Origin of the sequence: Candidatus Hinthialibacter antarcticus (assembly GCA_030765645.1) — a bacterium.
GTDB classification, from domain to species: Bacteria; Hinthialibacterota; Hinthialibacteria; order Hinthialibacterales; family Hinthialibacteraceae; genus Hinthialibacter; species Hinthialibacter antarcticus.
Genome location: JAVCCE010000064.1, coordinates 18,773 through 40,224, shown reverse-complemented (window position 1 = coordinate 40,224; position 21,452 = coordinate 18,773). Strand labels below are relative to the sequence as shown.

The 21,452-nt window shown below is 49.1% G+C and carries 22 protein-coding genes; 18 read left to right on the top strand and 4 right to left on the bottom strand.

Annotation, left to right across the window (positions count from 1 at the left end; all coding sequences use genetic code 11):
• The first annotated feature begins 1 nt into the window (after position 1).
• The 3 genes from P9L94_16125 to P9L94_16115 all read left to right on the top strand — a co-directional run bounded on the left by P9L94_16125 (position 2) and on the right by P9L94_16115 (position 2,484).
• On the top strand, positions 2-247 hold the full coding sequence (locus tag P9L94_16125; protein ID MDP8245612.1) for a hypothetical protein: 246 nt from the start codon (positions 2-4) through the stop codon (positions 245-247).
• A gap of 208 nt (positions 248-455) precedes the next feature.
• Positions 456-644: a Flp family type IVb pilin gene (locus P9L94_16120; GenBank protein ID MDP8245611.1), complete on the top strand. Its 189-nt coding sequence runs from the start codon at positions 456-458 to the stop codon at positions 642-644.
• A gap of 61 nt (positions 645-705) precedes the next feature.
• Entirely contained in the window at positions 706-2,484 is a 1,779-nt protein-coding gene (locus P9L94_16115) for an arylsulfatase (protein ID MDP8245610.1), read from the top strand.
• Between the two features lie 25 nt (positions 2,485-2,509).
• Here P9L94_16115 and P9L94_16110 read toward each other — a convergent pair whose 3' ends face one another.
• The 3 genes from P9L94_16110 to P9L94_16100 are packed head-to-tail and all read right to left on the bottom strand — an operon-like array spanning position 2,510 to position 4,688.
• Positions 2,510-3,154 (bottom strand): prepilin-type N-terminal cleavage/methylation domain-containing protein, encoded by a 645-nt coding sequence (locus P9L94_16110; GenBank protein ID MDP8245609.1) that lies wholly within the window; start codon positions 3,152-3,154, stop codon positions 2,510-2,512.
• Positions 3,151-4,095: a FecR family protein gene (locus tag P9L94_16105; protein MDP8245608.1), complete on the bottom strand. Its 945-nt coding sequence runs from the start codon at positions 4,093-4,095 to the stop codon at positions 3,151-3,153. The genes P9L94_16110 and P9L94_16105 overlap by 4 nt, the downstream gene beginning before the upstream one ends.
• The gene (locus tag P9L94_16100; protein MDP8245607.1) at positions 4,092-4,688 is read right to left on the bottom strand and encodes an RNA polymerase sigma factor; all 597 of its coding nucleotides are present in this window, start codon (positions 4,686-4,688) and stop codon (positions 4,092-4,094) included. Before P9L94_16100 ends, P9L94_16105 begins: the two co-directional genes overlap by 4 nt.
• A 588-nt stretch (positions 4,689-5,276) precedes the next feature.
• On the opposite strand from P9L94_16100, the gene P9L94_16095 reads away from it, so the two are divergent.
• From P9L94_16095 to P9L94_16025, 15 genes are all read left to right on the top strand, one after another.
• A complete protein-coding gene (locus tag P9L94_16095; protein ID MDP8245606.1) occupies positions 5,277-7,139 on the top strand; it encodes a hypothetical protein in 1,863 nt (620 codons plus the stop codon).
• 315 nt (positions 7,140-7,454) lie between these two features.
• Positions 7,455-8,240, top strand: a complete 786-nt coding sequence (locus P9L94_16090) for a LamG domain-containing protein (GenBank protein MDP8245605.1) — start codon at positions 7,455-7,457, stop codon at positions 8,238-8,240.
• A gap of 522 nt (positions 8,241-8,762) precedes the next feature.
• Positions 8,763-8,951, top strand: a complete 189-nt coding sequence (locus P9L94_16085; GenBank protein MDP8245604.1) for a Flp family type IVb pilin — start codon at positions 8,763-8,765, stop codon at positions 8,949-8,951.
• A gap of 153 nt (positions 8,952-9,104) precedes the next feature.
• Positions 9,105-9,623 (top strand): A24 family peptidase, encoded by a 519-nt coding sequence (locus P9L94_16080; GenBank protein ID MDP8245603.1) that lies wholly within the window; start codon positions 9,105-9,107, stop codon positions 9,621-9,623.
• The gene (locus tag P9L94_16075) at positions 9,620-10,045 is read left to right on the top strand and encodes a TadE/TadG family type IV pilus assembly protein (GenBank protein ID MDP8245602.1); all 426 of its coding nucleotides are present in this window, start codon (positions 9,620-9,622) and stop codon (positions 10,043-10,045) included. The genes P9L94_16080 and P9L94_16075 overlap by 4 nt, the downstream gene beginning before the upstream one ends.
• Before the next feature lie 65 nt (positions 10,046-10,110).
• Entirely contained in the window at positions 10,111-10,947 is an 837-nt protein-coding gene (cpaB, locus tag P9L94_16070) for a Flp pilus assembly protein CpaB (protein MDP8245601.1), read from the top strand.
• Between the two features lie 84 nt (positions 10,948-11,031).
• Positions 11,032-12,651, top strand: coding sequence for a type II and III secretion system protein family protein (locus P9L94_16065; GenBank protein ID MDP8245600.1), 1,620 nt, complete (start codon positions 11,032-11,034; stop codon positions 12,649-12,651).
• A gap of 64 nt (positions 12,652-12,715) precedes the next feature.
• On the top strand, positions 12,716-13,930 hold the full coding sequence (locus tag P9L94_16060) for a hypothetical protein (protein MDP8245599.1): 1,215 nt from the start codon (positions 12,716-12,718) through the stop codon (positions 13,928-13,930).
• Between the two features lie 3 nt (positions 13,931-13,933).
• The gene (locus P9L94_16055; GenBank protein MDP8245598.1) at positions 13,934-15,283 is read left to right on the top strand and encodes a CpaF family protein; all 1,350 of its coding nucleotides are present in this window, start codon (positions 13,934-13,936) and stop codon (positions 15,281-15,283) included.
• A complete protein-coding gene (locus P9L94_16050; protein ID MDP8245597.1) occupies positions 15,280-16,248 on the top strand; it encodes a type II secretion system F family protein in 969 nt (322 codons plus the stop codon). Before P9L94_16055 ends, P9L94_16050 begins: the two co-directional genes overlap by 4 nt.
• Positions 16,248-17,174, top strand: a complete 927-nt coding sequence (locus P9L94_16045; protein ID MDP8245596.1) for a type II secretion system F family protein — start codon at positions 16,248-16,250, stop codon at positions 17,172-17,174. Before P9L94_16050 ends, P9L94_16045 begins: the two co-directional genes overlap by 1 nt.
• A 38-nt stretch (positions 17,175-17,212) precedes the next feature.
• Entirely contained in the window at positions 17,213-17,821 is a 609-nt protein-coding gene (locus P9L94_16040) for an OmpA family protein (protein MDP8245595.1), read from the top strand.
• A 5-nt stretch (positions 17,822-17,826) separates the two neighbouring features.
• Positions 17,827-19,206, top strand: a complete 1,380-nt coding sequence (locus tag P9L94_16035; GenBank protein ID MDP8245594.1) for an AAA family ATPase — start codon at positions 17,827-17,829, stop codon at positions 19,204-19,206.
• 35 nt (positions 19,207-19,241) lie between these two features.
• On the top strand, positions 19,242-20,474 hold the full coding sequence (locus P9L94_16030) for a pilus assembly protein TadG-related protein (GenBank protein ID MDP8245593.1): 1,233 nt from the start codon (positions 19,242-19,244) through the stop codon (positions 20,472-20,474).
• A 40-nt stretch (positions 20,475-20,514) separates the two neighbouring features.
• Positions 20,515-21,174: a hypothetical protein gene (locus P9L94_16025; GenBank protein ID MDP8245592.1), complete on the top strand. Its 660-nt coding sequence runs from the start codon at positions 20,515-20,517 to the stop codon at positions 21,172-21,174.
• Here the strand turns inward: P9L94_16025 and P9L94_16020 are convergent.
• Positions 21,171-21,449, bottom strand: a complete 279-nt coding sequence (locus tag P9L94_16020; protein MDP8245591.1) for a hypothetical protein — start codon at positions 21,447-21,449, stop codon at positions 21,171-21,173. The genes P9L94_16025 and P9L94_16020 overlap by 4 nt on opposite strands.
• Positions 21,450-21,452: the final 3 nt, after the last annotated feature.

Below are 21,452 nucleotides of genomic sequence, written 5' to 3'. Positions count from 1 at the left end.
AATGGATACGAAGTCGATCAAATGCCCTTTTTGCGATGTGGAAAAAGAACAAGGATTCGTTGTCGATATGAGTATGGGCGACACTTTTGCTAACTCTTGGCATCCAGGAAAACCTGAACCAGGGTGGTTGTACACAATCAAAGTGAGTTCTGATAAAACAATACCAATCAAAGCCATGCGCTGCCCGCAATGCGGGCACCTCGACCTGTTCGCAGAGAAGATTCGCTACAACAAAAACGAAGACTGAAGTCGAACTTTCCTGCTTGCGAAGTGAACCATTCATTCGGATGCAATGAACTATTGCATCGTTTTCTGACATTTTTTCGCATAATCCCTAAATATTGTTTACTGAAGAAGGTAAATGTGATATTATTAACATTATCCTTTAATATAAGGGGTAATAAATCATGAATAATAATTCCTTGATAAGTCTATTAAGAAGTGGAGAGGGCAAAATGAACGCATTTCTTCAATCCGCACAAGTTTTTTTGAATGATGACGACGGCCCGACTGCGGTCGAATACGCGGTTGTCGTAGCGTTGATTATCATCTCGTGCATCGGCGCAGTCACCGCCTTCGGCGGCGCCGTCGCGGGGTGGTTTAACGGCGCGGCCCCAACCATTACAGGCTTGCCGACCAGCTAAACGCTGCACGGCTTGTCGAATCGGCGTTCCCTTGAGAAAATAGGCTTTTGGAGGGAACGCCATGAACAATCTACCTGTCTCACGCCGCCAATTTATCGCTTCGACGGCTCTGGGTGCGGCTGTATGTACGTCGCCTTGGAGTGCGCTTGCTGCTAGTCATTCTCGGAAGCCGAATGTGCTGCTGATTATCACCGATGACCAGGGCTGGGGCGACGTGCGTTCACATGGCAACCCCCAGATTGATACTCCCACAATGGACAGTCTCGCTGCGGATGGGGCGCGGTTTGAGCGCTTCTATGTCAGTCCAGTATGTGCGCCAACCCGTGCTAGCCTGCTGACGGGCCGATATCACATTCGTACGGGCGTCACCGGCGTTACGCGCAACCTCGAAACCATGGATGCTGATGAAACGACCCTCGCGGAAGTTTTCCAGAAGGCAGGCTATACCACTGGATGTTTTGGCAAGTGGCATAACGGCGCCCATTATCCCCAGCACCCCAACGGACAGGGATTCGATGAATTTTTCGGGTTCTGCGCCGGGCATTGGAACAACTACTTTGATACGACGCTTGAGCGCAATGGAAAATATGAGAAGACCAAAGGGTTCATCAGCGACGTGCTGACAGATGAGGCGCAGAGGTTCATTGTCTCAAACAAAGATAAGCCATTTTTCTGCTATGTTCCCTACAACGCTCCTCATTCTCCCTGGCAGGTTCCAGCTCAGTATTTTAATAAGTATAAAGCAAAAAGACTTGACGACACTACAGCATGCGCTTATGCCATGTGTGAGAATCTCGATGATAACATTAAGCGGCTGCTCGATTGCTTGGACGACCAAAACCTGAGCGAGGATACCATCGTTATTTTTATGACGGACAATGGGCCTAACAGCGACCGCTACAATGGTGGAATGCGGGGCCGCAAGGGGAGCGTTGATGAGGGCGGCGTCCGTGTGCCGTGTTTTATCCGATGGCCGGGCAAGATCAAGGCTGGGACGCGCATCCCTCACCAATCCGCCCATATTGATATGCTACCGACTTTGGCGGCTCTCTGCGGCGTTGAGGCGAATCTCTCTAAGTCTATAGACGGTAGTGATCTATCTGGTTGGATTACGGAAAATTCCAACCAACCGCTTGACCGTATGCTCTTCCACACGTGGGGCGGTCGAGGTTCGGTTCGGCATGATCGTTGGCTTGCAACTTGTGAGAGAAATGGTTCCTGGCGTTTATATGATATGAAGGCGGATCCTCAACAGAAACAAAATGTTGCGGAACAATATCCCGATAAATTAAAGCAATACCAGAGTGCTTATCAAAAATGGTATCAGGATGTCACCGCCCGAAACCTGGAACCGGACGCAATCTCAATCGGTTATCCTGAAATGAATGAGGTTGTTATGCCAGGCCATGAGGCGTTGCTTTCTCCTCCATCAAAAGAGGGAATCAGCTATCTGGGCAGCAACGGCTGGGCGAATGATTATATTACCAATTGGACGGATGTTACGGCTTATCCCTATTGGGATGTTGAAGTTGTCTCTCAAGGTAACTATGAAATCTCACTTGAGTATATATGTGATAAGTCAAATATTGGTAGTGAGTTTCAGGTTGAAATTGGCGGGAAAATCATCAAAGGGAAAATCACCAAAGCGCATAATCCGCCGCATATCCCTAGCCCTGATCTGGTTCCTCGAAAAGAGGTCTATGAAAAAGAATGGCAGCCGCTTCGGGTTGGCGCGGTTCAACTAAAGCCAGGGCGAACAAAACTTTCGGTAAAAGCCTTATCAAAGACAGGCGAGCAAGTGATGGATTTGAAGGCAGTTATCGTTAGAAAAGTTAATTGAGGATCAAGGTTCTATCTCTTTTCACTTAACCGCCAATGAGGCCTGAGGCGCGGATGTCGCCGCCAAAATAACCAATATCGCCAAAACTCTCTAATCCGTTGCTGGGATTATAGATAGAATCTCTAACCGTCTCGCCCGGAAAGCGATAATACTGCGGGAACGGAAAATCAACCATATACGAATCTTGCCGATCTGGCCCCACACTGACCAAAGCGAAGCCCTCACGGCGCAATTCCGGCCTTCCATGCAATCGAGACAAACTCACGTAAGGTGTGTAAGTATAGGAGTTTTTGATGAGTGGTTGGTTTTTAGCGGAAAATCCTTCATCTTCAAGACCGGGTGGCGCCAATCGTACTTCCTCATACTCTTCAACCGGTCCGAATGGGTCGATTACGCTTGGATTATTTACGTATGCAACCGGAGTCGTCAGGTCGGGCATTAAATAGTATGTGAAAAAAAGGACATCACTGTTTTTTCTTGGAAAGCGACTATTGTCAAGGCGATAACTTTCCAACCCAACGCTTAGAGTGCGCAAATCCATTTTCGCCTTAACCACATGGCTCTTGATGGTTGCATTGCGATAATTTGGCAGCGCAATTGATGATAAGATGCCGATGATTGCAACGACAACAAGCAGCTCGACAAGGGTGAATGCTTGACGGTGTTTCATCGCTTGTCTTTCTCTGGCGCCGCCAGGGAGGGGAAGTAGCGCTTCATTTCTTCTTTGTCCCAGTCCTGATGTAAATCGTTCGCCCATTGAAACTGCTTGTTGTCTCGATATCTTTGGATTGGAAGCAAGCCGCTTTTGGCGAGTGAACTTTGATATCCCTGCCGAACCATGACTTTCTCTTGTTGATTTGCGACCTCAACCACGCCGCGGGCAACCATCACTTCGCTGGATTCTGGACTAATTTCAATGGAGAACGCCGTCCCTAAAACTCTCACCTCGCCATGCGGCAGAGCGACTTCAAAGCCTTTTCCGCCTTTGGGTACGTCAAAATAGACGCGGCCAACGTGTAAAGCGACTTTTTTAGGACTCAGCAAGGTCAGTCGGCTGCGGGCGTCTACATAAGCGATGACGCCGTTGTCTAATTCGACAATCGTTTGAGATTCGGTCGTGGTTTGAATGGTCTGGCCGCGTTTGACGGTGGTTTGGCGTTGTATGGTCGGGGCGCCGCTGGACTCGAGCATTACGGCCCCGGCGGTGTATTGTACGGCGCCAATGTTATTGTACGTGTTGATCGAAACGTAGAGGGTAGGGAACAAAAGCGCAGCGACGATTGCAACCGTAACAACCTTGCGCCAGCTAAACACGGCGTTAAACCATTCGCCGGCGACCTTGTCGAGAGCCAGTTCGCGCCGGGTTGAGTCAGACAATGCGGCGCGGCGCTTCTCACGGACAGCGTTTTGAGTGAGTGATTGGAAGAAATTGTCTTCCGGCTCCCAGGTTTCGGGTTGATGCAGCGCCTGCAGCCAGCCTTGGGTGCGTTTCCACTCTTCGAAAAGTTCTTCTGATTCATTCAAGGCATTTTGATAATGCGGCGGCAATTCGGCGCCGGGGTGGTCTAATTTCCACTCAACCATTTCATTCATCAAGCGTTTATCAATCATGAAAACCACTCTTCCTCACGCACGCCTTCAATACGCGCGAGTTTGCGAAGATGTTGCAATGCACGATGGGTTCGAGTGTTGACTGTTGGAACCGGAATTTTTAACAAGCGTGAAACCTGATCGCTGGGCAGTCCTTCCATAATGCGAAGGATCAACACATCCCGGTATTTTGGTTTGATGCGATCAACCAGTTTCTTAATCACGCTGAGAACTTCGCGCTCTTCGGTGGCGTTGCGTGGATCGGGCGTATCGGCGGGCGGATCGTACGGATTGCCCGCTTCGTTGGGTTCATCCATTGAGACGACTGGCTGGCGTTTCAACCGATTGTGTTCTTTGTAGGCCATATTCCTGGCAATTTGAAATAACCACGGCCCCAGCGGTCTGGTTGGATCGACTTGATGATGGGCGCGGCAGGCCAAAAAGAAGGCCTCCTGCACCAAGTCAACGGCGCGGTCGCGGTTATGGTTAAGATGCGTGACAAAATGGACCATGGTTTTGAAATAGGTTCTCGCGGCGGCTTCAAAGGCCCAAGCCTCGCCGCGTTGAAATCCTTGTGAGATTTCCCGTTCCCGGTCGCTTCCGATTCCGTCCACCAATTCCATCCAGTTGAATACGAGCCCCGGAAGCGCAGGTCGCGAGTCAAGCAAACTGATGAGGGGCGTTCGCGCATGATCGCGTCGCTGGCTCCCCCGCTAAGTGTGCTTATCTATTAACTATCTGCTTCGCTAGAGTCTGTTTCATTTATTTTATAGTGGTTGCCAGAATTATGTGCGGATTGAGTTCCTGTAACTATATCTATCGCTATGCCCCTGCGGCAATGTCATTACCAGCCCCCTTTTTTAAGGGGGGACGGCGCTGAAAGCGCCAGGGGGGATCTCAAAACAGCATAAACAAAACGATGCATTCAAACAATATTTCAAGGGCTGGCTTCATTTGATTCAGCCTTGCCCTTGCCACCCCTTAAGTCAATGACATTGAGCCTTGCGGTCGTACTTTACGCACATATTTTGACACTCGCTCTCACAATTCAATGTTGTTCTGCAGTTTGGCGTGACAATATCATAGAGACGAAAAAGCGTATGTGAAATATGAATTACAAATGATAGAAAAAAAATGAAAGATATACGTCTGGCTGCGATACAACTAAGTAGAAGGCATTTTTTTTACTGGAGGCGCTGTAGATGAAATACCGTTTTGATTATTTGAATGTCATCGCACTTTTAATGTTGATGTTTGTTGTGTGCCTGGGCGCGGCATTCGCCCAAAGCCAAGAGACAGAACCTACCATCCCCTTTTATCGGCCCGCGCTTGAGGTTACGCCTGCGTTTCCGGTCGAAGGCGGTGATGTGACATTCACCGTTCGGGGATATTTAGATGACGGAAGTTATGCGTTCATCGCGCCGAATGAAGCGCAGATCGTTTTCGACGATGAAAATGATGTGACGCGAGTTTTTTTGCCATTCAAAGTCATTAAAGCCTCCGAAGTTGGTATTCAAGTTTTAATTGACGTTGAAGAGAAAATTACAGTAACGGGTCTGCCTGAAGGCCAGTATGAGGCTATTGCGACGATCAACGGTGTCGTAAGCGATCAAAAGAAATTCCGCGTCGCCCCTGAAGGAACGCCTGAGCCAATTGATTACTCGCAATTCAATTTGCAGATCGCTATGGACCCCGTCATGCCTGCGCCGGGCGATGAAGTCACGTTCTATATTATTGGCGCGTTTCCCAGCGCGGGGTACACGGTTGTTGACCAGCGCCTCGATATTATGGAGTCATTGCCGGAACAAATTGCAGCGCGGATTTATGTTGACGAACCGACTGGGCCGGATGCGCAAGTCATCACGCCATTTCGCGTCATTGCGGGCAAAGCAGTCCTGAGCGAAGGAGTTCATCCGTTGATTGGAACGGTCAACGATGTGGTGTTTTTTGAAGGCGCCTTTGATGTCGGCGGAAAAGTCCAACCGCGTCCTGAGCCAATGGTTCCCGATGTGAAAATCGTGATTGAACCAGAATATCCTGAAGCAGGAGAAGAATTCACCGTATTCGTTGAAGGCGTGTTTCCGTCGCCGGGGTATTTCATTGCGGAAAAATCAATGTACATGACGCGCTCGATTCCGGCGCATGTGGTTGTGAACCTCACGGTGTTGCCATTGGAAGGCATCGCGCCGCATGACCCCATGCCCTTCAAAGAAGAAGTCGGAACGGTCGCATTGCCGACGGGGGCGCATCCTCTGCGTGGGTTTATGAATGATGTCTTGTTCTATGAAGCGCGATTGATTGTCGGTGAAGATGAAAAACCGGAATTCCCTATATACAAATTTGGTATAGAAATGCTCCCGCCGAATCCCCGACCGGGCGAAGCGTTCGATGTCTACGCTGTTGGAATCTTTCCAACGCCGGGTTATGTATTTACCCGGAAAGACCTCTCGGTTGGAGAATCGGAACCGGAGACTTTGATCGCAGCATTGCAGATTGAGGCGCCTGTCGGCGGACAGCCTGAAGTGGAAGAACCGTTTCGTGAATGGATCGGAACGCAGACGTTGGATGAAGGCAAATATCCAGTTCACGCCATTGTGAACAATATCATGATGTATCGCGCGACGTTGACCGTTGGCGGGGATGAATCACCGCCGAATTCGGAATGGATTACCTTTCAACGCAGCGGCGGCTTTACCGGGTGGGTTCAAAATTTGACTGTTGATATGGACCGCAGCGCATTGATTACCAGTGACTCTGTCATCGAAGCAAACAACCGCTCAGGCCTCGTTCCACAAGAGAGTTTTGACCGCTTAAGCGAGATCATGGAGACAATTGATTTCAGTGTTCTCGATTCGTATTATCCGAAAGAAGTCCCGATTGCAGACGGTTATGTTTATGAAATTACGGTGAATCGCGATCAAGCGCTTCTTGTTGAACAAGGCGCGATGGCGCCGCCGGAAGTAGCCGACCTGGTTTCAGTGTTAGAGAGAATACTCGACGGTCGCATTGATCTAGATCGCCGATTGGACAGTGAATCTTCGGTCTCGAATTGGAGCATGTATTAGAAAAAAGAAGTATCACGACCTACCAGACGATTTATTCGTCTCTATTTCTAGGGCTTGGGCGCTGCTATCAGCGCCCATTTTTTTTAAATAATTCTTGACAAGAGTTAGCGCATGTAATATCTTGATTTGTAACGACTTTCGCTTGAATGGTTTTGGCTAGTTTTGGCGAGTTGCCGTGAGATTGAATGGCCGGTTATGAATCGTTTTGATTTGTTGCATGTTTTTGTGCATAGTCCATTTCCGTATGAAATTTAATTTTGAAGAACCGATATCACCCTACGCAAAGTTTGGTGAATCTAATTATTGGGAGGAAGAATGATGAAACATGCGAGTAAATTGATGATGGGAGTCTGCGCATTGGCATTATGCGTGTGCAGTACGCAAGCTTTTTCGCAAGGTTTGATTGGACACTGGACGTTTGAAGAAGGTTCGGGAGAAGTCGCAGGGGATTCTAGCGGCAGCAACAATGTAGGAACAATATCCAATGTGAACAATGGCTTAGGAGACGGCGGGTCTGTTTGGGTTACTGATTCTGAACGCGGTTCCGTCATCAGTTTCGGCGGTACGGCAGAGGGCGCTTATATCCAGACTGCGAATTTATTACCCGTGTTGTCGCTAGAACAGAACTTCACCTGGATGTTTTGGGCAAAGCAGGGAGAAGGAAACGAGAGCAACCATATCATCATGGGCAATCGCTATAACCTGGATGCGGTAGACTTTGTTCCGCGCCAATTTGTAAAATTAACTCCGACGAAATTTGAGTGGCACACTGAAGGTAACGGCAACGATAACATGGAATATGATGACCTTGAAAATGGCGTATGGAACCATCATGTTGTCGTTAAAAGTGGCGCAAATTTGACCTATTACCGTAACGGCGCCAGAGCGTCAACAAGCGTAATCACTCAACCATTACTTGATGCCATGCCGCTGTTCTTAGGTGGAAACAATAGCGGTGATGCGGGCGAAAACTGGAACGGATATATGGATGATGCGCGTGTATATGACGCCGCATTGAGCCGCGACCAGGTAATCGAAGTCTTTGTCAGTGAAGGCGGCGTGAAATCATACGCTGGCGATGAATCACTTCAATTGAAATAAACTTCATTCTTACAATTCGTGTGCTTTCATGTAATGCGCCTGTTTTTCAGGCGCATTTTTTTTGTTTTCTCTGAATTTCAGTCTGTTTTGTCGTCTGATTGTCGTTTCAGTCATTTTGGTCGACCCCGCCACATTTACAATTCCCGATTGTATATAATCTGCTTTCGCGTATCAACTTCGGTTTCAAAAGCCCTACCCAAAACCTATTTTCTTAGCAAAATTACATTACACAAAGAGTCAAAAAAAGAATCAAAAAGAGAGCAAAAAACTAAAAAATAAGTTGACGTTGTGTATCGTTCATGCTTTACTAACTATTGTAATGTTTGATATGGTTTTAATTGAGGCGTGTTGAGTTTCCCAGTAATATTTCTTTTCAGGGTTGTTATGTTTCAAATGTTTTGTGGATAAGGCTAGAATTATTAGCTCTTTATCGGCAGAGGTGCAGCCTTTTTTATTTGCTTTAAATCCTTGCTTGTTTAAGTAAGGTAAAAATAACGGGTGGTAGCGATAGGAGAAAATATCATGAACAGTATCACATCCAAACTGCATCATTTCATTACGAGTGAAGATGGCCCGACCGCAGTCGAGTACGCAGTCGTTGTTGCGTTGATTATCATCGGTTGCATTGGCGCGATTACTGCGTTCAGCGGCGCGCTACAAGGTTGGTTCAACGGCACATCGGCCACAATCACCGGTTTGCCCACCAGCTAATTGTTGGACATGAATTGCTTTTCGGGAATGTATTAATTGTCGATTGGTGGAAGAAAGGGCGCTTAAGCGCAGGAACAGACGTGAGGGTGTGAGCCTGTAGCGTCCTTTCTTCCCACCCAATTCCCGCCACTCTTTAAATCGAGGTGATATGTAATGAGCGTTGAAATTCTCGCGGCTACGGTTGTGTTGACCATCGCCGCTTATATCGACTGGAAAGAACATCGGGTCCCCAATTGGTTGACCTTTGGCGGTCTCGGATTTGCTTTGGTTTACCATGCGGCTATGACAGGCTACCCCGGCTTGGGCTATGCGCTTTTGGGCGCGTCGGTTGGCTTGGCGACATTAATTGTCATGTACGCCTTGGGCGGCATGGGAGCGGGCGACGTAAAACTGATGGCGGCGGTTGGCGCCTGGGTCGGCGCGACTGCGACGATTCAAGCCTTTGTCTGGATCGCCGTGATTGGCGGGATGATGGGAGCCTATTCCATGTACCGCAGCGGCCAATGGCAGCAGCGTTTGGCTACAGTCGGCGTTGCCAGCAAAAACCTGGCTTCACTTAAAACATTAAATAATGGCTCTGAACAAGCGCCAGCAAAAATATTGTTGCCTTACGGCGTTCCCATCGCATTTGGGTTTTACGCCTACTTCCTCATCGGAGGGATGGTGGCATGAACAGCAAGCCAAAGAAGGCTTGGAACCAGGGCGAACGAGGTTCCGCGACGGTGGAATTTGCATTGGTGCTGCCCATTCTGATGCTGATGTTGTTTGGCATTATCGAATTTGGGCGCGTACTGAGCGTACAACACCTATTAAACACCGCTGTGCGCGAGGGAGCGCGAATGGCTGCGCTGCCGGGAGCGGACAATGCAACCGTGATTGCAAAAGTGAACGAAGTATTGTCCGGCGCAGGCGTTTCATACGACGGGTTGCAATTGACCCCGGCGGACGTGTCGTCGGCAAGCCGCAATGATCCAGTCACGGTGCGCGTCCAAGTGAACTATGAATCGGTGGCTTGGGTCGGCGGCATCGTTCCGGGGTTTGGCGGAACGCAATTGCAAGGCGTGGTTGTCATGCGCAAAGAAGGCTTCATCTAAGTTCATTCGCCAACGGAATATCAGCCAACGGGGTTGAACCATCAACCTGCGAAAGGGCTAAAACCATGTCGAAATTAGGGGCGTTACTCATATTGGTTGTTGCGGTGTTTTCGGGCTTATTCGCAAGCGCGACCGTATTGCGATATATCAAGCAACAACAGACCGTCGTGAACGCAGAGCCAGAAGCTGCTCAGGTTGTCGTTGCGGTTGAAAAAATTTCTGCAGGTTCATTGATTCGCGCTGAGAAATTAAAGATGTCCGCAATGTTGAACGAAAGCGTTCCACTTGGCGTTTTTGGCAGCATTGAGGAGATCGCGGGACGTTATGCGCGTACGACGATTTACCCTGGAGAAATGATCGTTGCAGACCGGCTGGCGGATGCGAATTCATTTGGCGGATTGCCGGCGTTGATTCCTGAAGGGATGCGGGCGATTACGCTTCGCGTTGACGACACCATCAGCGTGGCGGGTTTTGTTCGTCCCGGGCACAGGGTCGATGTATTAAGCACATTTGATGTTGATGAAGGCAATCGCGACACCGTAACAAAAACTATTTTGCAAAACCTTGAAGTGATCGCGACTGGACAGGAACTTGACGATGTTGACGACGCCGTGAAACGGGCAAAACTCGTTCCAACGGTTACCGTCCTGGTTTCATTGGCGCAAGCAGAGCAGCTGACGTTGGCTTCAAACGCTGGCGTCATTCGTTTGGTGTTGAGAAATACTACAGACCAATTTCAAGAATTAACAGAAGGCACTTTTCTAACGAGCATGATTTCAAGAGAGAAGCCGGAAGTGCCGTTACCGGAACCCGTCCAGGTTGAAGTTGAACCTGCGCCGCAGGTCCCGATGAAAGTTGTGGAAGTCTTTCGCGGCATCGATAAATCTGAAGTGAATTTTTAATTTTTATTGCATTGCAGGTTGAGAGAGAAATCCACTGAAGATGGATAGAGTTACAGTGAATTTCTAAACGAAAAGAGGTTCAAAATGGGCGGCTACTATTGTTTGTTTTCACGGGCGATTGTGTGGATTGGTATAACGGTGTTCTGTTGCAATAGTTTTGCGGGGAACCTGCCAACCATCGAAGAGTTAATTCCAAACGAAGAAAACCTCACACTCACGATCAATAAGTCGCAGCTGCTTGCGCTGAATGTTCCCGCGACGCGGGTTTCGGTGGTTGCGCCTGAGATCGCGGATGTTCAAATTCTGGACCCCAAACAAATATTAATTACGGCGCGCCAAGTGGGCGAGACGACGGTCATCGTCTGGACGGAAGACGACAAAACGCGCATGTTCGACGTTTGCGTCGATTGGAACACGCAACAAATTGAACGCCAGTTAAAACACATCATGCCGGACGACTCGATTGAAGTGCTTTCGACTGACCACGGCGTTGCGCTGAGCGGTTCGGTTGGCAGCATCTACGGCGTCGAGCGCGCGATGAACATTGCGTCGGCTTATTCATCAGAAGTGCTAAATTTGATGGAAGTGCCTGGCGTTCATCAAGTCATGTTAAAAGTGAAAATCGCTGAAGTCGCGCGGTCATTCCGTGATGAAATTGGCATTAATTTTCGGTACTTGGGCAGCGACTTTCAGGGCGGATCACTATTAGGCAATTTAGCGTCGGGCGATCTGGGCGGACAATTAACCGTTGCTGACGCCGTTACCACATTTTTTGGAATTCCAGGTAGCAACATTGAAGGCTATGTAAAAGCGTTGAAAGAAAAAGGTTTGCTTGAAATTCTTGCTGAACCAAACTTGGTTGCGCGTAGCGGCGAGAAGGCGAGTTTTCTTGCAGGCGGTGAGTTTCCGATTCCAGTTGTGCAATCAGGCTCTAATAATTCGATCACGATTGAGTATAAAGAATTTGGCGTGAAAGTCGATTTCAGCCCGACGGTAACCGAAGACCAGCAGATTCAAATGGAAGTGTTATCGGAGGTCAGCGATCTCGATTTTTCACAAGGTCTCGAACTGGGCGGGTATGTGATTCCGACCGTGATTACACGACGAACCAACACCGTTGTGAAATTGAGAGACGGTCAAACGTTCGCCATTGCAGGGCTTATCAGCAAAGGCAAGCAGATTACCAGTCAAAAAGTTCCAGGCGTCGGCGATATTCCATTGTTTGGAAATTTGTTCAAATCAAAACAATTGGAAGAAACCGAAACCGAATTGCTGGTAATGATTACGCCGCAATTGGTGGCGCCGTTAAACGATGCAGATGACTACCCCGGGCCATCCGAAATTGATTACGAAAGCATGTCGCCCTCTGACCTGCAACGATTAGAAACAGGCCTTAAAGGCGTGTTGGATGATCCGGCGATTAAGACGTTTGAATTGCCTGAAGCGAAAAATGAAACCCTTACCGAGCCGGATGATTCCGCCGCGCTTTCAATGAACGGCGCCGCATTACATTCTTCAACAATTCAATCTACTGAACTGCCGAAACAATTTGATCCACTAGATAATCCTTCGCCCATCGCCTTGCGCAAGAACGATAAAAAAGCCGTTTCCCAAAGAGAAGAAGCCTTGCAAGGTGGTGTTGGTGAAAGTGAAAAGCGACAGCGCTACCAGCGAAAAAATTCTAAGGGTAAACGCATTCGCTAGTAAGAAAATGAAATGACGAATTGATTCGGCTTGGATGCGATAGAGAACTTAAGGAGCGGCAACCATGGGCAAGACCGGAAAATCCACACTGTTTCAAGCGGTGGTGGTCGATCCGCATCATCACGATCTGGCGAAGATTGTGAAGATGTTGGAGTCAAGCCAATTGGTTGAAGTGGTCGGTGAAACGACTTCGCGTTTTTTGGGATCGTCGTTGATCGAACGCAATCAACCCGATTTGGTTTTTATCACTGCTCCAGAACAAAATGTAACTACTGAAAATTTTATTCAAGGCGCGAAGCAAGCCCACAAAGAATGTTGCGTTGTTGTTTTAGGGACGGAATCGAATTCTGAATTAATTTTGCAATGTTTCCGCGCCGGGGCGGACGAGTTTCTGACCTTGCCGCTGAAGGCGGAAGAACTGATCCCGACGTTTGATCGCGTTCGCCAGAAACAAGCGGCGATGCAATCCGGTTCCGGTCAAGGAAAAGTGATCGGCGTTTGGGGCGCGCGCGGCGGATGCGGCGCGACGACGGTTGCTTGTAACACGGCGTATTCGCTGTTGAACGCAGGGCCTACGATGTTGGTTGATTTCCATTTCGCGCAAGGCGATCTCAGCGTCTATTTTGATATGCAGCCCACGTTGTCGTTGATGGACATCAGCGAAACCGCCGACCGTTTAGACCGGACGTTGATCGAGAGCGTAACCGCGAAACATGAATGCGGTTTGCATTTGATGTTGCAGCCTTACGATCAACACCCGCCCCAACTAAGCAACGACGAGATGTGCAGCCTGATTTATGAACTACAACACATGTACCCGTTTGTGGTGCTTGATCTGGGGCATGACGAGGAAAACGTGACGTTAGCCGCACCGTATTTGCACCAGTTGATCCTTACGGTCAAGCCCGATCTGCCGTCTCTGTTTTTGGCGAACCGCAAAATTAACTGGCTGGGCGAAATCGGTTATGACGTGAACCAACTGACCGTCGTGGTGAATGGATATGACGCAAAAAATTCATTATCAAAAGGACGAATCGCGAAAGCGTTAAAAACGAAAAAGATTGATTATGTTCGTTCGGACGAGAAGCGCGTTCACGCGGCGATTAATCAGGGGCAGCCGTTACGGCGCATGTCGCGTTGGGGAAAGGCAGCGAAAGATATTGAGAGAATCGCCAAGCGCCTTCATTCCGGCGAGTCTCAGCCAAGTCTTGAACCATTAAACGATTATGCGCCTGAAAAGGCCGTAGAAAAATCTATTTTGGCGGAATCAATCGGGTAATCCATGATGAACCAGTCAACAGCAAAAACACAAGACACAAATGGTTCGATGCGCAATGCGGAACGCCGCAGCGTGTATCAGGAATTGAAACAATCCGTTCACCGCCAGTTGATTGAACGGCTCGATCTTGAGCGTGTTCGTGAAGATAACAAGGAAGCGGTCAAGCGGCAGGTGCGGCCTGTTTTAACTGAGTTGATTACTTCAAATCCGGCTCCATTAAATGGCGCCGAACGGCGTCGCATGACGGATGAAGTTCTTGATGAAGTGTTTGGATTTGGGCCGCTGGAACCCTTGCTGAAAGATACGGAGATTTCCGATATTCTCGTTAATCGTTTTGATGAAATATTCATTGAGAAAAAAGGCAAATTACAAAAAGCGGAAGCATCGTTTCGAGACGACCGCCATTTGTTGCAGATCATTGACCGGATTGTTTCGCGGATAGGCCGCCGGGTCGATGAAACCTCGCCGATGGTAGACGCGCGACTGCCGGACGGCTCTCGCGTCAATGCGATTATCCCCCCGCTTGCGTTGAACGGACCGGCGATGTCAATTCGACGGTTCGGCGTCAATCCATTAACTATTGATAACTTGATTGAAAATAAATCAATGACGCCGGAGATGATCGAATTCATTGAAGGCGCGGTGCGCGCCAAATTGAACATGATTATTTCTGGCGGGACCGGGTCAGGGAAAACAACGCTTCTCAACATTATGACGTCGTTTATTCCGCCGGATGAGCGCATTATTACCATCGAAGATTCGGCGGAATTGATTCTTCAACAACCGCATGTTGTGCGATTGGAAACGCGGCCTCCGAATATTGAAAACTTCGGCGCGATTACGCAGCGCGACTTGTTATTTAACACGCTACGGATGCGCCCTGACCGGATCATCGTCGGCGAAGTGCGCGGCTCCGAAGCGTTAGACATGCTGCAAGCGATGAACACCGGTCACGAAGGCTCGCTGACGACCATTCACGCAAACACGCCCCGCGATGGACTCAGCCGCATCGAAATGATGGTGGCGATGGGCGGGTTGGATATTCCCGTGCGGGTCGTTCGGCAACAAATTTCTTCCGCCGTTAATTTGATTATTCAGGCGTCGAGAATGATTGACGGCACCCGCCGCATTACGCGCATTTCTGAATTGGTCGGCATGGAAGGCGAAGTTATTACCATGCAGGATATTTTCGTTTTCGACCAAAAAACGGTGGATAGCGAAGGCCGCGTGCATGGCGCTTTTCAAGCGACGGGCGTGCGCCCGCGTTGTATTAAACGTCTGGAAGCGGCAGGCGTGAGATTATCGCCCTCGGTGTTTGAACCAGGCGATAAGTTGGTGGTGGGAAACGAATGAATCAAGCCGCGTTGGTGATGATTGTTTTTTTGGGGACGACTGCGCTGGTCATGGCTGGCGCGTTTGGCCTGTATTGGCTGATGTTTGCAGAGACCCGCGCCGTTGAAAAACGCTTAGACCGTATGATGAGCCAAGGCGGCGGGCCGAGCCAAAAGCAAATTTTAGACATGCTGAAACAACGCAAAGATTCAGATAAATACCCCATCTTTTCGACGTTTCCTCCTTTGATGAACCTTCCACTCCTTTTTGAACAGGCGGGTAAAAATAGTGATGTGGTGACATGGTTATGGATGTCGGGAATCTTGAGCATCGTTACTTTGATCGGGACATGGTTTGGAACGCAGAGTGTACTTTATGCGTTGCTTGCGGGCGTGGGTTTCTTTGGACTACGCTATCTGATGATACTGCGCCAGCGTCAGTCTCGCTTAAAGAAATTTGAAGGACTCTTCGCGCAATCGCTAGAGATCATTGGTCGTTCTTTACGCGCTGGGCACCCATTTTCGATGGGACTCTACATGGTTTCGACGGAGATGCCAGACCCGGTTGGAACGGAATTTGGCATTGTGTTTCAACAAAATCAAATGGGGTTACCGATGGAAGATGCGCTCGCTTGTATGGCGGTCCGCGTCCCCATTTTAGATGTGCGGTTTTTTATTCTGACTGTAATGATTCACCAGGAAACCGGCGGCGACTTGGCTGAGGTCTTAGACAATCTCTCCGGCGTGATTCGCGACCGTTTCAAAATTCAAGGACAGGTGAGAGCGTTGACGGCGGAAGGCCGCTTGTCGGGCTGGGTGTTGAGTTTGCTTCCTGTGTTTGTGTTTGGCATCATTTTTATTATGAACCGCGATTATGTCTTGGTGCTGATTACAACCGAATTGGGCAACAAAATGATGTATGCCGCGATTGGTTTACAGATCATCGGGATGCTTCTCATTCGAAAGATTGTGAACATAAAAGTCTAATGATAGAAACTGCGATAGTTGCGTTGGTGTTTTCCGCCGTATTTTTTGGAGTGGTCTCGTTCGCCGCGTTGTCAGGCATTGCGCGGCATCCAATGGATGAACGGATCGCGCGTTTGCACGGCGCACAAAATGGGAGCCGCGCGCTTCAAGCGGGGCATGAAAAAAATGAAATGAACATGGTTGCGGCGCTCGGTCGTAAACTGGCGCCCAAAGAAGCCAAGCAGCGTAACGACTCCAAGAGACGCTTAGCGCTCGCGGGTTACTACAGCGACGTCGCTTACTTTGTTTATTGGGGTGCGCGCTTGATTTTAATGATTACGCCCGCCATCGCAATCACACTGATTTATATCCTCATGGGCAAAGCGCTTCTGGATGGATTGATGCCGATGGCGTTTGCTTGCGGGTTGGGCATGTTTCTTCCTGATATATTTCTGTTCTTCGTCAAACGGCAAAGGCAAGAGCATATTTTTTGCGGATTGCCGGATGCGTTAGACCTCTTGGTTGTTTGCATAGAAGCGGGGCTAGGGCTTGACGCGGCGATGCAAAAAATCAGCCAGGAATTTCACATGAGCAACCCGACCTTGAGCCGCGAATTTCAGATTACTTGCGCGGCGATTCGCTTGGGGCAAGAACGAGAAATGGCCTTGCGTGAATTGGGAGACCGCACCGGCGTCGCTGATCTAAAGTCGTTGACCTGTGTGTTGATTCAAGCCGATAAATTTGGTTCAAGCCTCGCAACGGCGCTTCGCGTTCACTCGGAAGATATGCGGACGCGGCGCAAACAGCGGGCGGAAGAAAAAGCAGCAAAGACGACGGTCAAATTGATTTTTCCATTAGTGCTATTTATTTTCCCCGCGATCTTCGTCGTCTTGGGCGGGCCTGCGGTGATTAAAATTTTAGACACATTTATGAGTATGAATCAGTAACCAGCGAATTAGGGCGCTGGTCAACTTGGAGGCGTAAGATGAAACGTTTATTGCTACTCGGCCCGTTGGTTTTTCTTGCGGTGGGATGTGAGTCGATTGATACCAATCAATGGACGGCCTATCAGTCCACGTCATTACAACGAGTGGTTGAAGCGCCGTTTGAAAAGATGGCGGAAAATGCAAACCCGATTGATCGTGAAGTTGGGCGCATCCACTTTGCCTACGACAAAGCAAACCTCAATGCAGAGGCGAAACATGAATTGGATCGCATCGCGTTACAGCTCAAACGCCGCGCAGGCGCGGTCGTGATTGAAGGACACGCCGACCATAACAATAGCGATGAGTACAACACGCGCCTTGGATATCAACGCGCCATCACGGCGGCGCACTATCTGCGAAGCGCAGGCGTATGGGAAGAGCGTTTGGTGGTGCGGAGTTTCGGCGAGGGCCGACCGTCTGCCAGCAATTGGAGTGAAGACGGCCAAATGGCAAACCGGATCGTGATCGTAAAAACCTATGCGCAAGGCGAGGGGATGGCGGGAGATGAAGCCGAGCGGGCATATAAATTGATGCGCGCAATTCCTGAAGAAGAACAATCTAGCCCATCAATGATGGAGTCGTTATTGTCATCCGAGTCGGGTTCCTGAGAGACATGATGATGCAAAATGTACTCGCTGAGAAAATAATAAATGGAAGTGGACGAGCAAACGGCTGCTCTCCATTTGCGCATGATGCATCTGCGTCAAATGCGATTTCTGCTCCGGCGACGTTAGAGGATGTCGGGTTATCGTCATCGTATATCAGCGATTTGATTGCGAAGCATCTTTATCGCTACGGCGTATTGAGCGGCAGCGAGATTTCACAAAAAGTCTGTTTGCCGTTTTTGTTAATTGACGATTTGCTTGACGATATGGTGCAAAGCGCAAAAGCGGAAAAGCGCGGCGGTCGCGGCCTGGGCAACGCCGCTGATGTATTTGCGTTGACCGAGCGAGGACGTAATTTCGTTAAACAATTACTCGAGGCGGACACCTATACCGGCCCGGCGCCAGTCCCGCTAACGCAATATGAAACCTACGTTCGCGCGCATAGCCTTTCGAATGTTTCCGTGACGGAAAAGCAATTGCGCGAAACGTGGGACGGCTTCATTGTTGATGATTCGATGTTCAAACAAATTGGGCCGGCGATTCGTTCCGGTAAATCGTGTTTTCTCTATGGGCCTCCCGGTACGGGCAAAAGCACGTTAGCGAAAGCGGTTGCGCGATTTCTTGACCGTAGCGGCGGGCAGGTTGCGATTCCACATGCGGTGTTGGTCGGCGGCAGCGTGATTCGCGTCTACGATCCCGTCCATCATGTTCCAATTGAAAATGAAAAATCTGACCCAGACGCTGTTTGGCTGGATGGTACCGTCTCCAATGATCGGCGTTGGGTAATGTGTAGGCGTCCCGCTGTTGTGGTCGGCGGCGAACTTACGCTGGATATGCTTGATCTTCGATACAATTCGACCACGCGGTTTTATGAAGCGCCGCTGCAAATGAAAGCCAACGGCGGCGTCTTCACCATTGACGACTTTGGACGCCAGATGGTGCAGCCCAAAGATTTACTCAACCGTTGGATTATCCCTCTTGAAGAACGCATGGATTATTTGACGCTTCATACAGGCAAAAAATTTTCGATTCCGTTTGAACAATTTGTGGTTTTTGCAACGAACTTAGACCCGGCTGATTTGGCGGACCCGGCATTTTTGCGTCGCATTCGCTACAAAATTTATGTAGGGGCGCCGTCACAAGCGGCGTATGAATCGATCTTTCGACAAGAATGCCATAAAAAAGAAATGAATATGGATGGCTTGAATCTAAAGGCGTTTATTGATGAATTCTATAAGAAAACCAACCGGTTGTTGCGCGCTTGTGATCCACGCGATTTGACGGATTTGATTTCAGATGAGTGTCGATTCAATCAGCAAAATACGGACATTACTGCAGAGCGTTTATATCAAGTCGCTCAGTCGTATTTTTCTGATTTGAGAACATGAATTAAAATTCCATTCACTCCGTAAGGAGAAAGACGATGAAGCAGACAAGAAATAATAATGGATCGGTTTTAGTGTTACTTTCGATTTCATTGGTGATGATCTTTACCATGATGGCGATTGTTCTTGATTTGGGCATTATGGTGTCAACGCACAATGAATTACAAAATGCGGCGGACTCGGCTTCGCTGGCTGCTGCGTCGCAATTGGTGGACGAAGACGTCCTGACCGGTTCAGCCAATCTGACGGACGACATTATTGAAGCGCGCGCGTATGCGGAACAATTCGCTTCGTACAATGTTGCGGCCAAGCGCACGTTGGCGGTTGATCGCAACGACGCCAATGATGCGTCCGGCGGCGTCGTTGTGGGCTATATTGATAATCCACTCGATATCAATGACGCGATTCAAACCAGCGGCGTAACAAATTATAATTCCGTTCAAGTTCAGGCGGATTTAACGAATACGCTGAATGGGCCGTTGTCGATGTTGCTGGGGGCATTTTCCGGTAAGTCGCAGATTGCCATGCGCGCTCAGGCCACCGCCACGCTGGAAGACCGCATTGCCGGATTTACGTTAGGGCCGAATGAGACGCTGCCGATGTTGCCGTTTGCTGCGTACGCTGGCGCTTGGGAAGATGCGTTGGTTAGCGGGCCGGACAATTATCGCGTGGTGAATGGGCAGGTGCAATCGGGCAGCGACGGCATTCCTGAATTAACGCTGTACCCTTATCGTTACAACATTGGCGTTCCTGGAACGCGAGGCAACGTCGGGACGATCTTTATCTCAATGGTGGTCGGCACGTCGTATGTGAACAACCAAATTTATGATGGCATGACCGCAGGCGACCTGGCGACGATTGATGAACTCTTACTCGTTGACAACGGCGGCGGCGGGTTATCGCAATGGCTGCCTGGCGAGAATTGGATGTCGAGTAGTTGGCATTATTCCTTACGCAACATTCGCGGCGAACCACGCATCATGGCGCTGTATACCGCCATCAGTTCAAATAATCCGACTGCGTACGCCGATCCCAGCCAATTTGATGAACCGATGAGCGACCTTCCAAGTGTTGAGACCTGCTGCGCGATTCAGCAATATTATAAAGCGACGGAATTTAAAGCAGTCACGGTGGTAGATTCCACTTGGTCGAGCAACAGTAATTATATCCGTTTCGTTGTTCAACCGACGCAAATCACCAGTGATTCCGCCGTCGTCAATCCAGATGCGCCTCATTCGGAACTGATCTATACGCTGTCGCTGACGCGCTAAGCAGATGGGGCGGCTTATGCTATTTCGCATATTGGTTGCAATGGTTGTTGTTATTTCCGCTCAAGTTGGAATTACGCTTCTCAGTATGCAAGAGGCGCCAACAAAGCCGATGACGGTTAAGCCCGTTGCAATTTTGATTAATAATGACGACTCGCAACGGCACGTCGATAACATCCTTGCTGCGAAAAATGCTTGCACTCAATTTGGCATTGAGCCGATCATTATCTCAAGCGACGAACACGGAAAGCCTACTCGTAAGAAAGTAATCCAAACATTAGAGCAAGTACAAGACAATCAACAGCCGCTTGCTTTAATTTATTTAACAGGGCATGGTTTATTGTTGTTTAACGGCTCTGAAAAGCCTTCTTCGTCCATTCATTTTAAAGATGGCCCGCTTGTCGCAAATGACATTGCATCGCGGCTCGGATCAGGCCCAATCGCAATTTATATTGATGTTTGTTTTGCGCCGGGATGGGTGGAAGAATTAAACCAAGCGATGCCAGGGCCGTTTCTGCTGCTTAGCGATAAGCCGGTCAATGCTCAGCAACGCTCCTGTCGCGGCGTGAGTACCGAATTTTGGCGTCTTGTCGGCGAGAATCAGTCTGTCCCTTTTACAACGTCGTTGAGCCAGGCATGGGAAAGCGTTTGCCCTGACGGCGTTCGTATTGGTCATTGTATGAGTGAGGCGGCATGTCGTTAGTCGGCTGATTTTTTCATTGATTGTAGAACGTCAAAGATGCTATCAATGCGTATATTGGCGGGTTTGGTCATTGCTTGCTGAATTTCTTCTTGTGAGAAATTTTCAGTCAACCAGGTTTGCAGGTCAAGTTCGTTGCCCCAGCAGCGAAACAGGTTGAAGCAGGGAAGCGTTTTGTTCATCCGGCGGCAATACTCAAACGTCACGGAACCGCCCAGTTGCGGGCAGCGCCACATGCTGCATTCATCGTGTTGTTTGAGCGTCGGTTTATCGTTCATGTT

Bases quoted from the DNA above. Each gene is read 5' to 3' on its own strand.
- P9L94_16125 (MDP8245612.1), top strand. From the start codon at position 2: ATGGATACGAAGTCGATCAAATGCCCTTTTTGCGATGTGGAAAAAGAA.
- P9L94_16120 (MDP8245611.1), top strand. From the start codon at position 456: ATGAACGCATTTCTTCAATCCGCACAAGTTTTTTTGAATGATGACGAC.
- P9L94_16115 (MDP8245610.1), top strand. From the start codon at position 706: ATGAACAATCTACCTGTCTCACGCCGCCAATTTATCGCTTCGACGGCT.
- P9L94_16110 (MDP8245609.1), bottom strand. From the start codon at position 3,154: ATGAAACACCGTCAAGCATTCACCCTTGTCGAGCTGCTTGTTGTCGTT.
- P9L94_16105 (MDP8245608.1), bottom strand. From the start codon at position 4,095: ATGATTGATAAACGCTTGATGAATGAAATGGTTGAGTGGAAATTAGAC.
- P9L94_16095 (MDP8245606.1), top strand. From the start codon at position 5,277: ATGAAATACCGTTTTGATTATTTGAATGTCATCGCACTTTTAATGTTG.
- P9L94_16090 (MDP8245605.1), top strand. From the start codon at position 7,455: ATGATGAAACATGCGAGTAAATTGATGATGGGAGTCTGCGCATTGGCA.
- P9L94_16085 (MDP8245604.1), top strand. From the start codon at position 8,763: ATGAACAGTATCACATCCAAACTGCATCATTTCATTACGAGTGAAGAT.
- P9L94_16080 (MDP8245603.1), top strand. From the start codon at position 9,105: ATGAGCGTTGAAATTCTCGCGGCTACGGTTGTGTTGACCATCGCCGCT.
- P9L94_16075 (MDP8245602.1), top strand. From the start codon at position 9,620: ATGAACAGCAAGCCAAAGAAGGCTTGGAACCAGGGCGAACGAGGTTCC.
- cpaB (MDP8245601.1), top strand. From the start codon at position 10,111: ATGTCGAAATTAGGGGCGTTACTCATATTGGTTGTTGCGGTGTTTTCG.
- P9L94_16065 (MDP8245600.1), top strand. From the start codon at position 11,032: ATGGGCGGCTACTATTGTTTGTTTTCACGGGCGATTGTGTGGATTGGT.
- P9L94_16060 (MDP8245599.1), top strand. From the start codon at position 12,716: ATGGGCAAGACCGGAAAATCCACACTGTTTCAAGCGGTGGTGGTCGAT.
- P9L94_16055 (MDP8245598.1), top strand. From the start codon at position 13,934: ATGATGAACCAGTCAACAGCAAAAACACAAGACACAAATGGTTCGATG.
- P9L94_16050 (MDP8245597.1), top strand. From the start codon at position 15,280: ATGAATCAAGCCGCGTTGGTGATGATTGTTTTTTTGGGGACGACTGCG.
- P9L94_16045 (MDP8245596.1), top strand. From the start codon at position 16,248: ATGATAGAAACTGCGATAGTTGCGTTGGTGTTTTCCGCCGTATTTTTT.
- P9L94_16040 (MDP8245595.1), top strand. From the start codon at position 17,213: ATGAAACGTTTATTGCTACTCGGCCCGTTGGTTTTTCTTGCGGTGGGA.
- P9L94_16035 (MDP8245594.1), top strand. From the start codon at position 17,827: ATGATGATGCAAAATGTACTCGCTGAGAAAATAATAAATGGAAGTGGA.
- P9L94_16030 (MDP8245593.1), top strand. From the start codon at position 19,242: ATGAAGCAGACAAGAAATAATAATGGATCGGTTTTAGTGTTACTTTCG.
- P9L94_16025 (MDP8245592.1), top strand. From the start codon at position 20,515: ATGGTTGTTGTTATTTCCGCTCAAGTTGGAATTACGCTTCTCAGTATG.
- P9L94_16020 (MDP8245591.1), bottom strand. From the start codon at position 21,449: ATGAACGATAAACCGACGCTCAAACAACACGATGAATGCAGCATGTGG.